This window comes from Streptomyces sp. NBC_00250, assembly GCF_036192275.1.
GTDB lineage: Bacteria > Actinomycetota > Actinomycetes > Streptomycetales > Streptomycetaceae > Streptomyces.
This window is the reverse complement of the sequence record NZ_CP108088.1, coordinates 8,422,764-8,435,400: the sequence shown is the minus strand read 5'-3', so window position 1 is coordinate 8,435,400 and position 12,637 is coordinate 8,422,764. Positions and strand designations below refer to the sequence as shown.

Below are 12,637 nucleotides of genomic sequence, written 5' to 3'. Positions count from 1 at the left end.
CTCACAGATGGAGCACGCCCTCATGTCCGACACCAGCCCGACCGCCCCCGCCCCTGAGCCGTTCCGGGTTTCCGACGGGGAGCTCGACGACCTCGCCAGCACCCTCGCCAAGACCATGGCCGAGGTCAGGCGGCACGGCGTCATCCTCGACCGCCTCGGCTCCGAACCCGATCCCGTACCCGCTGCCGACCGGGAGACGGACGGAGCTCCGGAAGCTGAGGCGGCCGACCCCGAGCAGGCCGACGGCCCCGCCTCGGTGTTCATTCTCGCCCTGGGCGGAGAGACGTACGTCGTCGAACTCGCCGCCCTCAGCGACTGGGTGAACCACCTCCTCCTGCCGGTATACGGCCGGGAGATCAGCACGACGCGCCCCTGGTGCGCACATTGGCACGAGCACCCGGAGGCCGTCGCCCGGCTCCACGCCCTCTGGCTCGCGTGGCAGCAGTTCACCGACACGGAGGCCGGCCTGGCCGGTCCGTCGACCTGGCACCGCGACCACCTGGACCAGGCCCTGGTCCACCTCCGCGCCCCGGACGGCCCCTTCGCCGCGTGCACGACGAGCCCAACCCGCCCCAACCACCGGGTCCTGGCCATCCCTGCCCTTGAGCAGTCAGGGGTGGCGGCGTGAACGACGGATTCGACTTCGATTTCGATCTCGACGAACTCGCCCCCGCCGATGCCGCGTCCGAGGAGGCGGTGGAGAGGTTCTGGTCCGGTGACCTGACGGCGCTGTCCCAGCACCACACCACACCCAACGGCTCCCACAGCTTCGTCGTCGCCCACGATCGGTCCGTCACGTGGGGAGCACCCGGCGAGCCTCAGGTCATGGCGATCGCAGTCGCCCGGGATCTCACCCGGTTCACGTTCACCCTGGAGACGAGCTACCACGCCACGATGTCCTTCGCCCAGAACTGGCTGGTCGAACGCGGCTGTCCGCCCGAGAAGATCGCCAAGGTGCACGGCGGCTTCGCGAAGCCCGCCGACGACCTCACCGCGTGGGTCGAACGGCAGATCCGCGAGTCGGGCGGCCGGTACGAGGTCCTCGACAACCACACCTCGGATTCCGACCCGAACGAGTCATGGACGCTGACCCGCGACTCCCGCGCCGCCGAAGCGCCGATCCGGGTCTTCCACGAAGAGTGGGACCAGGACGCCGACACGTACACGATGCGCGAGGGCGCCTTCGCCGACGTGGACGTCGCCCGCTCCTGGCTGGACGACCGCAGCAGCCCGTTGCCCGAGCCACCGGAGTACCGCGATGACAACGGCGCCGTCGTCCGGGCTCGCGTCGCCCGCATCGCTCTCGCCCGGTCGGCCAGTGTCTCCGCGCCGAAGGCCAGCCTCGACTCCCCCCGTACGCCTCCGGCGGGACCGGTCCAGCGTCCAGTACAGGGGAGGCTGCTGTGAGCCGCGCCCGCTTCGCCTTCGCCGCACACCCTGACGCCATCGCGGACCTCCGGGAACTTCCCGACAACATCCGCGACCTGGCGCTGCTGGAGCTGCAGAACCTGGTCCACGGAAGTGACGACTGCCTGCCGCTGAAGGGCCACCTCGCCGGCTTCCACAAGGTCTACGTCGACCCCTCCGTCGCCTACCGGCTGGTCATCCAGTTCCGCCCGGCCCCACCGACCTCGAACCACCAGCGCGAGGTCTACCTCGTCGCCGCCGGAAGCCGGAAGGACTACGCGGTCTACCGCACGGCCCACCTCCGCACCGCCCCTCAGCAGATCACCGAGTCGGCCTCCGCCGCCGAGGCCCGGGTCCAGGCCGCCCGCTCCCGTTCTTCCTTCACCGCCGGCCGCCCGACGGCCTCCCCGGCAGCTCCTCCCGCAACGGCCCACTCCACGGCCGCCGCTTCCCGAAAGGTCCCCCAGCGATGACCACCGATCATGCCCCACTGTCCCGTACCGACCTGGCCGGCCTCCTCGCCGAGGCCGCGCAGAGCGTCTCCGGAATCCTCACCGCCGAGTACCCGACGGCCGCCAGCCGCTCATACCTGCACCCCGTACTGGGCGCGCTGTCCGCCGGTCCGCACGTGGTGGGCGAACTGACCGATCGACTCGAAGAGTTCATGGCCGCCGAGCCGCGTCCCGCCACGCCGGCGGGTCTGTTCACCCTGGCCTCCTACGCCTCCGCGCTGGGCTGGCTCACCGAGTCCCTCGCCGAGCTGACCACCGCCGTCGACCAGATCTGCACGCACGTGGGCATCCCCACGAAACCCGGGGACCTGGCCTTCGCCGCGACCGAAGACGCCGAGGAGGAAGACGGGTTCGACTTCAACTTCAGCGTGCTGGAGCTGGCGGCGATCCGCACCGCCGCCGAGGCCGCCGGCCTCCCGCCGGGCGACTACGTCGACGTGCTCTCCCAGTCGCTACTCGCGGCCTCCCAAATCACCGACGCCTGCATGGAGATCTCCAGCGGCCTGCTCGAAGACGCCGCGTACATCCTCGACGAGGCGGCCGACCGCATCTGGATCGGTGGCGAACCAGGGGGCCTGCCCACTCTGGTCCGTTCGCTGCTCGCCCGGATGGAGTCGGCCGAATGAACCCGCGCGATACGCCCGACCGGCCGACCTTCTTTCCCATCGGTTCGTTCGACGCCCAGCGCATCGAGGACGCGTTTTCCCTGATGGGACCCAAGTGGACCACCTGGTCGGTGATGACCATGGCCCAGGAAGGCCGTCCCATGCGGGTGCGGGATGTCGCCGCCAGGCTCCCCTTCGTCAGCGAGCAGCTGGTCGGCAAGCGGCTGGCCGCCATGCACACCGACGGACTGGTCACCCGAACCGACAAGCGCCACGGGGCTCCGTACCGGCTCAGCGCCCTCGGCGAGTCCCTGACGCACGTGCACCGCACCTTGGCCGACTGGTCTCGGAACTACCTGTCGCCCGGCGCGATGGCCGAAGCCGAACGTGTCGAGGACGCCGTACAGCGTCTGCGACTGCGGCACTCCATCGCCATGATCCAAGTCCTCGACGCGGGCGGCCCCATGCGGTTCGTCCACATCGCCGAAGGCGTCGACCTGGACGTCAGCTTCACCCGGCATCGCCTCCTCCGGCTCCAGGCCGACGGCCTGGTCACCCGCACGGGCCCGCGCCACGGCGACCCCTACGTGCTGACCGGTGCCGGCCGGGAGCTGGGCCCCGTCTACGCGACCGTCGAGCACTGGAGTGCCCCCTTGGCCACGCGGTGGACCCCGTCGCCCCCTGTCCCCGTCGCGACGGCCCAGCGGACCCACTCCGGGCTCCCGTTGGGGTCGGACGACGCCCGGACCGCAGCGGCCCTGCGTCGGAGCGCTGCCGTACCGAACGCCCTGTTCAGCCACGCCTCCCAGCCACAATCACGGGTGCCGACGGCCGCAACCGCCTCGTGGGCCCCGGGACGGGTCAGGTAATCCGGGTGGCGCCCGGAACCAGAGGCACCCCGCCATCGCCACAGCGTCCACGTGCGCTCCGGCCCTTCCCCACGCTGCGCACGCGGGCGCGTTCCCCTCCTCCCACACGCGTCTGGAGCTTCGACCATGCCCGCTCTTCCCGCCCGTCCCGCCACGAAGAGGTACTGGTCAGCCCCATGTGCCTCGCCGGCTCCAACGGGACCGGAGACGCCGGCTTCGCCCCCGTGGCCCACTGGCCGCACCACTACCTCGACGACGGCCCCTGCCAGCTCCTCGTCACCTCTCCCGACCAGCGGATCCGGATCGGCTGGTTCGGCGACGACTTCGAACTGTGGAGGATCACCGCAGCCGAGGAGGCCGTCGCCACGCCCCGATGGACAGCGATCTTCAACCACGTCACCCCGGCCGAGATCGTCGCCGGCCTCACCACCGCCTAGGCCCGCGACTACGCCGAATCCGACCCGTACGAGAACAACGGACGCTTCCTGGCGGACCCGTCGTCGTACTGGGCTGATGCCGTCCAGCCGCTGCTCGATGCCGGCTGGCGCCGAGGGGCAGCCAAATACGGAACCGTCGAGATCACCGCTCCCGACGGACAAGCAGGTGCCCTGATCGACAACCCTCTCTCCGGAAGGGACGACGAGACCGTCACCTTCTGGGCCGGCCCCCGAGGCTGGGGCACGCGCGCGGAGGCCGTGTTCACTGCCCGCACCCCGTCCCACCTGATCGCCGCGACGGCCGCCGTCATGGCGAATTCGGCCCCGGTGGTCCGTGAACGGCACATGATCCACCCCAAGGTGGACCACCTGGTCACGCTGACCCCGATCGTCCCGACTACCGCTCCCCAGGTCTCTCACGCTCCGACCCCGCTCGACGTACGCCGCACCGCTGTCACCGAGGCCGTCCGCCGTGTCGCTCGGGCTCCGCGTACCGCAGCCGACCTCCGCGTGATGGCGGCCCAGAGTCGCACCACGTCCTCGGCGCAGAAGCGGTCGAGCACCCTCGCGCCCATAGCCGCAGCCCGACCGCCGGCCGCTTCGTCGGCTCCCCGGCACAACCGATGACTCTCGCCCGGACCTTCCTGGACGCCCCCTCCGCCCCTCCAGACAACAGGAGTTCCCTCATGCCCGACAGCAGCACGCTCGGCCAGGCCACGTCCATGATCGAGAAGGCGTGGGGCTGGCCATCGGAGCCCTGGAAGTCCTCGCGGTCCGCCGCCCCTGCGACGACCCGCTCCTGCGCTTCGCCATGCACATCCGTACGGCCCTGGCCATCACCGACACCGCGGTGACCGTTCACCAGGACCGTCTGCACGCCCTGACCCGGCCCGGGTACGTGCCGGCCTTCTACGAGCTGGACCGGATCGTCAACTCGGCGGCCAGCCTCCGCGTCGCGCTCGCGGAGAGCGGTACGTACGTGCAGGCGATCAGGCGCGTGGTCGAAACACGAGAATCCGCCTCGACCGCGGACCGGGGCATGGCGGCTCACCTGTCCCGGGCCGCTGTCGCCCGCTCGGGGCTCGCTCCACGGGCCCCGGGGCCAGGTGGCCCGACCAGCCCGTTCCTGCAGCCGTCATCGGGCGGCCGGCGCCCTCCCCGGGGCCGCGTCGCTGAACGATCAGGCGAGGTCCTCGTCGCGGTGGGCATCCTCGGTGCGGGCGCCCACCGCGCGGGCCAGTTGCTCCAACGTCAGCTCGACGTGCCGTCCATCCGCGACCCGGTGCTCCACCACCGCGTCCTCGTCCGGCCACCTGTCGGACTGCGCCCCGACGCACCACTGGCCGACGGCGACCATCGCGATGTCGCCCACGGTCCACGGCCGCCCGGCGGCGCGGATCTTGCGCTCCAGCCCAGCCCCGTCCCAATGTCTGCTCGGCTCCTGCATCCCTGCTCCTCCTTCGCCCCCGTACGGCCGCTGCCACAACTCGGTTGCGACAACCCCGGCCGTCGTTCCATTCCCGCGCCCGAAATTCTGGGCGTCTGCCCGTGATCAGTTCACCCACGGCAGACAGGGCATCCCCTGAAACGACTACGGACTTCGGCACACCCCATGTCAACGTACGGGTGTCGGGAAAAACCGCAGGTCAACGAAGGAATCGTCCAACCGTGAACGCCTCCGCCACCCTCCTGCCCGCCGTCATCCGCCCCGCCATGGAAGACCGCCACTGGCTCTCCTCGGACCACTGCGCCACCCCGGTCCTCGAACTCCTTCGCGCCCTCGACTGGACAGTCGTCGACACCCCGGAGGCCAACGTCCACGCGACGAGCCCGGACGGCCGCGTCTATGTCGGCTGGCTCCCCGAGGACCCCGCCGCCTGGACGCGCGACATCGTCTGGCGGGTCCAGGTGCAGCCAGCCGAAGGCACCGCGTGGGTACAGGAGTTCGGTATCGACACCCCCTCCGAGGCCGTGGCCGGGTTCGTCGCCACCCTCGTCGCCCACTCCCCCTATTGAATCGGTGAGGCGAACGACGCCAGTGGCAGCGCGGGCTCTCCCAATGACCCAGCTCCCTGACGTCCACCGCCCCGCCCATCCAGGGGCTTCTCCCCAACACGAGGAACACACCGTGTTTTTCCACGCCCCGCTCACCAACCACCACGCCGACGGCACCCTCTGCCCGGCGGACCACAAGCACACCAGCTCCGGCAAGCCGCTCCACGCCGACTGCCCGGGGCGCTCGTACACCCAGGCCGTCTGCTCCTGCGGCGGCTGGGAGATGAAGCAAAGCGGCAAGGGCTACGTCAACGAGTGCCGCAAACGGCACCTCGCCGACCACGCCCAGGGGCCGAAGGTCCTCCGGGACCTGCTCCGTCTCGACGCTCCCTGACTCTCCGACCCGCCCACCCGTACCGCTCTCGGAGGCTTCCTTGCCCCAGTACATGACCGTCGGCCACCTGCTCCGCCAGCTCCAGGACCTCGATCCCACCCTGCCGATCCGGCTCGCCGTCAACCCCGACTTCCCCTTCACCCACTACGTGGGGACCGATGTCGTCGTCCAGGACGGCAAGGCGTTCATCCCCGACGACGGCCAGGAGGACTACCTCCCCACGTCGGTACGCGGCGCCCTCACCTGGTCCTGACCCTTCCCCCACTCTCCGGAGGCCCTCATCTCGTCGCACATACTCCCGCTGCACGGCCTCGCCGTACGTCCCATGCCGGACGGCGTACGCGGCGCGCTGGTCCATCGCGTCTCCATACGGCACGACGGCCCACTCGACGTCACATGGCTCGCCGCCAGAGCCCCGAAGCTCCCCCTCGGCCGCATTCGCCTCCACTGGGAGCCCGCCTCTCGCTCCGGCTGGAACGTCACCGCCCACCTGGGCCTGGCCACCACCGAGGTACACCTCGCCTCCTGGCCCGCTGTCCCGGCCGACTGGCCGCGCCTGGTCCGCCCGACCCTCCACGAGGTGACCGGCCTTTGCGCCGCCCTCGCGTTCACGACCGACGCCCTCGACCTCTCGAACCGCCTCGCCAAGGTTTGATCGAGATTCAGAAAGGCCGCCCCTCGCCGATCAGGCAGGGGCGGCCTTGCCGTGCGCCCGGCCGCACATGCGTGCAGGCCTGCATGGCGGTCTTCGACTGGATGGCCTGGTACAACCCCCAAGCGGCGGCACTGCGCCCTCGGTTACCACAGCCCCATCGGCTACGAACGGCACCACGCGGCGAGCGTCGCTAACCTGGACTTGGTCACATAAGAGGCGAGTGCCCATGAAATTGAGCAAAGCCCGCACCTATTACGCGCCACCTCGGGTCGGCGTACAGGCCAAGATCTGTTCGCGCAGGTCGGCGATATCGATGCCCAGGCGTTCGGCTGTCTCGGGGAGTCGAATCCCGGGTACTGCGGTGGCGAGGCGGAGTGCGTCTTCGTGCTGTGCGCACTCCAGCCGAGTGGCGTTTCGTAGGTGTGCCCGTGCCTGTGACGCGGCGTCGCTGATAAGTGCGTGGACCTGTTCCGGATCCGGTGCCGGTGCGGGAGGAGCCGCGGGAGCCGGGAGGCCGGGCACCGGTTCGTCGATCAGTTCGGGTGTGTAGGTGGGTAGCAGGGGCGGTTCGGCGCATTCGCGGTACCAGGCCCATGCGTGGTGGGCGGGGATGTGGATCTTTCCGCCAGGCGTCGTGCGGTTGGTGGTGACAGGCTGGTCCTTGCCGGTGGCGGGGGGCTGCGTGGGGTGTTCGGGTAGTCCGCGGAGTGTGGCGAAGTCGGTGGGGTAGGTGGCCAGGCGTGCGGTGACGGCGTGGGTGAGGGCGGCGATGTGGCGGCACGGTGAGGTTCCGCAGTCGCAGCTGAGGGTGATCTCTTCGGGCGTGGGTTGGGTGGGAACGCCGCCGGTATGGTCCGGGTTGGTCAGGCATTCGGGGAGCTTGCCGGTGCGGACGGCTTGGTGGTGGCCGCAGGTGGGCGAGGCTGCTTGCCAGGCCGTGATCTGGTGGTCGGTGAGGGCTGGCAGGGTGATCGTGGGGTGTGCGGGTGTGGTGTGGTGGCGGTCGGTGGCGGTGGCGCTGATGCGGCCTGGAAAGAGGGTGAGGTGGGTGAGGCCTCCTGCGGACAGGTCGTTGTGGCCGGCGAGCCAGAGGGCCTCGTCGCTGATGGCGGCGTGGAGGAGGGTCTCCCAGGTGCGGGCCCATGTGTTCAGGGTCATCGCTGTGCTCCTAGGGCGATCAGGTCAATGATCTGGTCGTCGGTGAGTTCGGTGAGGGCGGAGTAGCCATCGGCGAGTACGGCGTCGGCGAGGGCCCGTTTGTGCTTGAGGAGTTCGTCGACGCGGTCTTCCAGGGTGTTCTCGGTGATGAGCGGGTGCACGGTGACGGTGCGCTGCTGGCCCAGGCGGTGGGCGCGGTCGATGGCCTGGCTCTCCTTGGCGGGGTTCCAGGGGCGGTCGAAGAGCACGACGTGGTTGGCCTGGGTGAGGGTAAGGCCGGTGCCGCCGGCTTTGACGGTCATGACCATGAGCTGGCCGGAGCGGGCCTGGAAGGTGTCGACGATGCGCTGGCGTTCACGGACGGAGGAGATGTCGCCGCTGTAGTAGAGCGGGGTGTGGCCGTGGCTGCGCAAGTGCCGCAGGAGCAGTTTGGCCATGGTCCGGTACCGGGTGAAGACCAGCGTGGATTCTTCAGGCGCGGTCAAGGTGGGGAGCAGGTCGTCGAGTGCTCCGATCTTGCCGGACCGGGCTGCCGCCTGCTCGGGGTCGTAGTCGTCCTCCAGTGAATCTTTGAGGTACTGGGCGGGCGTGTTGCAGATCTGCTGCAGCTTGTTGAACAGCTCCAGCAGCAGGCCTTTGCGGTGCACTCCGTGGGCGTCGCGGATCTCGTGGAACGTGTCGTCGGCGGTCTGCTGGTAGAGCTCGATCTGTTCCTGGGTGAGGCTGACGACGCGCGGCCGGATGTCCTTGGGCGGCAGCTCAGTCAGGATGCCTGGGTCGCTCTTGCGGCGGCGCAGCATGAACGCGCTCATGAGGCCGGACAGGCGTGCGGTTCGCTCCGTGTCGGCGATGTTGTCCTCGATGGGGCGGGCGAACTGATCGCGGAAGACGCGCTGGGTGCCGAACAGCCCGGGGTTGAGCCAGTCCATGATGGCCCAGGCCTCGGTGAGGTTGTTCTCGACCGGGGTGCCGGTCAAGGCCACCCGGACGCTGGCCTTGATGCGGCGCAGGGAGCGGGCGGTGGCGGTGCGGTGGTTCTTGACCATCTGGGCTTCGTCGGCGACGACCAAGTCGAACGTCATGAGGGCCAGCAGGTCGATGTCGCGGCGGAGTGTTTCGTAGCTGGTGATGACGATCGTGCGTGAGGTGGCGTCTTCGAGGGTGCGGTCGGCTCCCAGGTAGCGCAGGGTCGGCACGGTCGGGGCGAACCGGTGGGCTTCGCGTTCCCAGGTGATGACGACGGAGGCGGGGCAGACGATCAGAGTCGGCCCCGTGGCGCTGGTCGTGATTTCCCGGCGGTGCAGGTGCAGTGCGAGAGCGGTCAGCGTTTTACCCAGGCCCATGTCGTCGGCGAGCATCGCGCCGAAGCCCGCGTCGCTCGTGTTGGCCAACCAGGCCAGGCCGAGCTGCTGGTAGTCGCGCAGGATTGCTTGCAGGGCTCCCGGCTCGGGGACAGGTGTCGTGCGGGAGCCGGTGCGCAGGAAGTCAACGAGGCTGGCAAGAGAAGCCGTCGGCTCGCAAGGCACGGCCTGACCGTCGATGTCGATGGCCCCGGTGAGGGACGCGCGTAGGGCCTGGTCCGAGGGGATCGGGCCGAAGGTGCGGTCGGCGGCACGGCGGGCGGTGTCCTCGTCGACCATCACCCACTGGTCACGCACCTTGGCCAGCGGCCGTCCCGCCTGGCCGATGTCGTCCATCTCCTGGTCGGAGAGGTCGGCGTCGCCGAGCGACAGCTGCCACCGGCCGTCCAGCACGTCGTCGAGAGAGAACCGCGGCCGCGGCACGGCCACGGACGAATCGGCTCCTGCCCCGACCATGACGCGTGTGCGCAGCATGCTGGTCCACTGCTGGTGCCAGTACACGCTGAGTCCGGCCCGTTCCAGTTGATCCCGTGTGGCGCCCAGCAGCAGGACAGCCTCGCTGGCCAGCAGCGTGAACCGGTCGGGTACCGGGCACTCCAGTAGCCGCCCGGCCGGCTCCCACACCTCGGCGATACGCCGCAGCCGCCGACGGATGGACCCCATCACCGCCTCGTCCCCGGCCACCTTGGCAACCGACTGGAACAGCTGCTCCTTACGGCTGTCCGCAGTGGGCTGGGCGACCAGCAGCTCCGCCCACAGCAGTTCCGTGTCGTCGGGGCTGGAGCTCTTCGGGGCGTGTACGGACAGCTTCAAGTCCACCGGCGCCACCTCGGCGCGATCGTCCTCCGCACGATCGACCCACTGGTGCAGAGCGGAACTGCGCTGCTGCCGCGGAATGGGGGCGGCGAAGGGCATGTTCCCCAGGACAGCCGAGGTGCCGGGGCCCCGCAGCATCGCTTCGGCGACGGCGTTGAGCCCGGCACGGATCGCGACACGCGGCGCCCACAATTGGTAGGGCCGGGCGTCGGTGGCTGCCCCGCAGTGAGCGGAAGGCACCATGGCCTGACGCAACTGCCGCGCGTGGTTGCGTTCGTGCTCGTTGAGCGGGCCCAGGCGCCACACGTCGACACCGTGGCTGTCCAGCGTCGGATACACCCGTCCGTCGGCCACCACGGACAGCCCCAGCCGGATCGCCTGACGCCACAGCTGCACGGACGGGGCGAGATGGTCACCGTCGGGTGTCCGTGCCATGGTGTTGGCCAGCAGCCGTACGGGCACCTGCCAGCATCCCACCCGGCGGGGGCCGACCGCGATGCCCTGTCCGGGCAGGAGGAGATCGGCCGTGCAGCATCTGATCGGCTTGTGGCAGGAGCCCGTCACCGGGGTCCCGTCGGCCCGGTAGAGCAGGAATCGGCCGGCCCCGTCCTGCAGATCAAAGGTGATCTCCAGTCCCTGCCGCAGCAGTTCCACCAGCGCGTCCTCGGCGGCTGCCACCTCGTCGCGGCCCGCGAGGGGCCCGGCCGGACTCCGGTGGGAGCCCACGCCGCCCGCACCGGCGGCCGCTTCAGCCTCCGACTCCCGGGCGGCGGGAACACTGCGCTCACCAATCTGGCCCTCCACCGGAGTGGCCAGCAATTCGATCATCGCTTCGGCGGCCTGGCGCTGCGCGTCACGCTTGTTGGGTCCGTGGCCGACGGTCTCCAGCCACTCCACGTGCACCTTGCAGGTGATCTGTGCGGCAAACCCGGCGGGGTCCTTTGCAGGGTCCGCGATGCTCAGTTTGCTGATCTGGCCAGCCTGTCTGAGCTCGTTCAGGAGCATCAGGGGGTTCTTGCCGCCGAGTTCGGGCACCGGGATGCGGCCGAGGCGCAGACCGCGGCCTGCCTTCACGGCGCGCTGAACGGTTTCCAGCAGCTGACGCGCTGCCGTCAACCGCGTGCTGGCTCGGCCGAGCCCCCGGCCGGCGGCTGTGAGCAGCTCACCACGGTGCACACAGGCAGCTACGCACACGAACAACGGCTCGAGCCCCGTGATGCCGGGCGCGCTCGTGAAGACGAGCTCACTGATCACACCGGATTCCGCCAGCACCTTCAGCTGCTCCTGCGGATCCTTCTCCTGCACGGGTCCATCGCCCGTCACAGCACGTGGGCCGTTGCCCTGAATCGGCAGCGGTGCCTGCACCGGCAGGGCGGCCAGCTGGGCCAGCAGCCGGATGACGGCAGCCCCGCGCGCCAGCCGCTTGTTGTTACGCCAAGGGCCGAGCTCGCTGACCTCCTCGCCGTCGACAACGCAGGTCACACGCATCCTGAACAGCGGCTGACCGGACTCGCTCTTGCGTACCTCTTCCGCATAGGACGGCGTCGGTCCGTAGCGCAGTGACTGATGCAGGGTCAGCACAGCAACGGCGACGGCGGGATCGTGAGCCGCAGCCAGCGCCGCCTCGCGGGCAGGCTGCCATGCTGCTGCCCGTGCGGTGAACAAGACGGAGTGCAGGTCGCGCGGGATCAGCTCTCCAGCGCTGATCCGCAGCACGATCTCGGCCACCTCCGCGGGCGCGATCTGGGGGCGTTCCAGAGCTTGTTGAAGACGGGTCGGGAAGGACACGTCCCGAGCCTGAGCCGGTGGCGAGGACGATGAGAAGCGGCCGGCTGGCACCCACCCGGACAGGGGGCTGTCCTGTTCGACCGGCTCGGCTCCGCACAGGTGCCCGAGCAGGCTCACGGCCGCGCTCTGATGGGCGGCCTTGCGGCTGGGGCGCGTCACCACGGCGCCATGGGCGTTCACACCAGGCTGCCGCCACCCGGCTTGAGCGCTGAACATCTGCGGGTTCGCACCAGGCACCTCGCGGATCACGAATGCCGACGGGATCCCGATGTCCTGACAGTGGGTGTGGAGCACGGAGGCGGCCAGCTCAGGCCGGGCCGAGACGATCGCCCACGCACCGGAGACGGCCGCCTGGGCGGAGGGGAGCGACGAGGCCCTCATCAACAGCAGGCGCAGATCCTTGATGCCGAGGCGTCCGGAGCCTCCACGTGCGGCGGCCTCGGCAGCGAGCTCGGCAGGCACATGGCGGTTTTCCCACGCTGCCTCCAACAGCCGGGAGAACACATGCGGATCCACCGACTCAAGAGCAACACGGGAACTGGACGCGGGATGCGGCACACGAACGGTGGGACTCGACAGACGTGGCGGTACGGAGGCCATCTCAACCCTCACGGAGAAACACGAGGAAATGGGGCAGCCG

At 69.9% G+C, this 12,637-nt stretch carries 12 protein-coding genes and 1 pseudogene; 11 read left to right on the top strand and 2 right to left on the bottom strand.

Going from position 1 to position 12,637, the window contains the following annotated elements; translation table 11 throughout:
• The first annotated feature begins 22 nt into the window (after positions 1 to 22).
• The 11 genes and pseudogenes from OG259_RS37995 to OG259_RS37940 all read left to right on the top strand — a co-directional run bounded on the left by OG259_RS37995 (position 23) and on the right by OG259_RS37940 (position 6,874).
• Entirely contained in the window at positions 23 to 628 is a 606-nt protein-coding gene (locus OG259_RS37995; RefSeq protein ID WP_328946400.1) for a DUF4913 domain-containing protein, read from the top strand.
• On the top strand, positions 625 to 1,407 hold the full coding sequence (locus OG259_RS37990) for a glycosyl hydrolase (RefSeq protein ID WP_328946399.1): 783 nt from the start codon (positions 625 to 627) through the stop codon (positions 1,405 to 1,407). Before OG259_RS37995 ends, OG259_RS37990 begins: the two co-directional genes overlap by 4 nt.
• On the top strand, positions 1,404 to 1,880 hold the full coding sequence (locus OG259_RS37985; RefSeq protein WP_328946398.1) for a hypothetical protein: 477 nt from the start codon (positions 1,404 to 1,406) through the stop codon (positions 1,878 to 1,880). Before OG259_RS37990 ends, OG259_RS37985 begins: the two co-directional genes overlap by 4 nt.
• Positions 1,877 to 2,545: a hypothetical protein gene (locus OG259_RS37980; RefSeq protein WP_328946397.1), complete on the top strand. Its 669-nt coding sequence runs from the start codon at positions 1,877 to 1,879 to the stop codon at positions 2,543 to 2,545. Before OG259_RS37985 ends, OG259_RS37980 begins: the two co-directional genes overlap by 4 nt.
• Complete coding sequence (locus OG259_RS37975) at positions 2,542 to 3,393, top strand: winged helix-turn-helix transcriptional regulator (RefSeq protein WP_328946396.1); 852 nt, start codon at positions 2,542 to 2,544, stop codon at positions 3,391 to 3,393. Before OG259_RS37980 ends, OG259_RS37975 begins: the two co-directional genes overlap by 4 nt.
• A gap of 176 nt (positions 3,394 to 3,569) precedes the next feature.
• Positions 3,570 to 4,457 (top strand): annotated as a pseudogene (locus tag OG259_RS41880) (DUF317 domain-containing protein).
• Positions 4,458 to 4,566: 109 nt separating this feature from the next.
• A complete protein-coding gene (locus OG259_RS37960) occupies positions 4,567 to 5,382 on the top strand; it encodes a hypothetical protein (protein WP_328946393.1) in 816 nt (271 codons plus the stop codon).
• A 116-nt stretch (positions 5,383 to 5,498) separates the two neighbouring features.
• Complete coding sequence (locus tag OG259_RS37955; RefSeq protein ID WP_328946392.1) at positions 5,499 to 5,846, top strand: DUF317 domain-containing protein; 348 nt, start codon at positions 5,499 to 5,501, stop codon at positions 5,844 to 5,846.
• A 112-nt stretch (positions 5,847 to 5,958) separates the two neighbouring features.
• Complete coding sequence (locus OG259_RS37950; RefSeq protein ID WP_328946391.1) at positions 5,959 to 6,219, top strand: hypothetical protein; 261 nt, start codon at positions 5,959 to 5,961, stop codon at positions 6,217 to 6,219.
• Positions 6,220 to 6,259: 40 nt separating this feature from the next.
• Positions 6,260 to 6,472, top strand: coding sequence for a hypothetical protein (locus OG259_RS37945; protein ID WP_328946390.1), 213 nt, complete (start codon positions 6,260 to 6,262; stop codon positions 6,470 to 6,472).
• Between the two features lie 72 nt (positions 6,473 to 6,544).
• Positions 6,545 to 6,874 carry an esterase gene (locus OG259_RS37940; RefSeq protein WP_328946389.1) on the top strand — a complete coding sequence of 110 codons (330 nt, stop codon included), beginning with the start codon at positions 6,545 to 6,547 and terminating at the stop codon, positions 6,872 to 6,874.
• Positions 6,875 to 7,126: 252 nt separating this feature from the next.
• Here OG259_RS37940 and OG259_RS37935 read toward each other — a convergent pair whose 3' ends face one another.
• Together OG259_RS37935 and OG259_RS37930 are read right to left on the bottom strand one after the other, a co-directional pair.
• Entirely contained in the window at positions 7,127 to 8,032 is a 906-nt protein-coding gene (locus OG259_RS37935; protein WP_328946388.1) for a hypothetical protein, read from the bottom strand.
• Complete coding sequence (locus OG259_RS37930) at positions 8,029 to 12,513, bottom strand: SNF2-related protein (RefSeq protein WP_328946387.1); 4,485 nt, start codon at positions 12,511 to 12,513, stop codon at positions 8,029 to 8,031. Before OG259_RS37930 ends, OG259_RS37935 begins: the two co-directional genes overlap by 4 nt.
• Between the last annotated feature and the right edge of the window lie 124 nt (positions 12,514 to 12,637).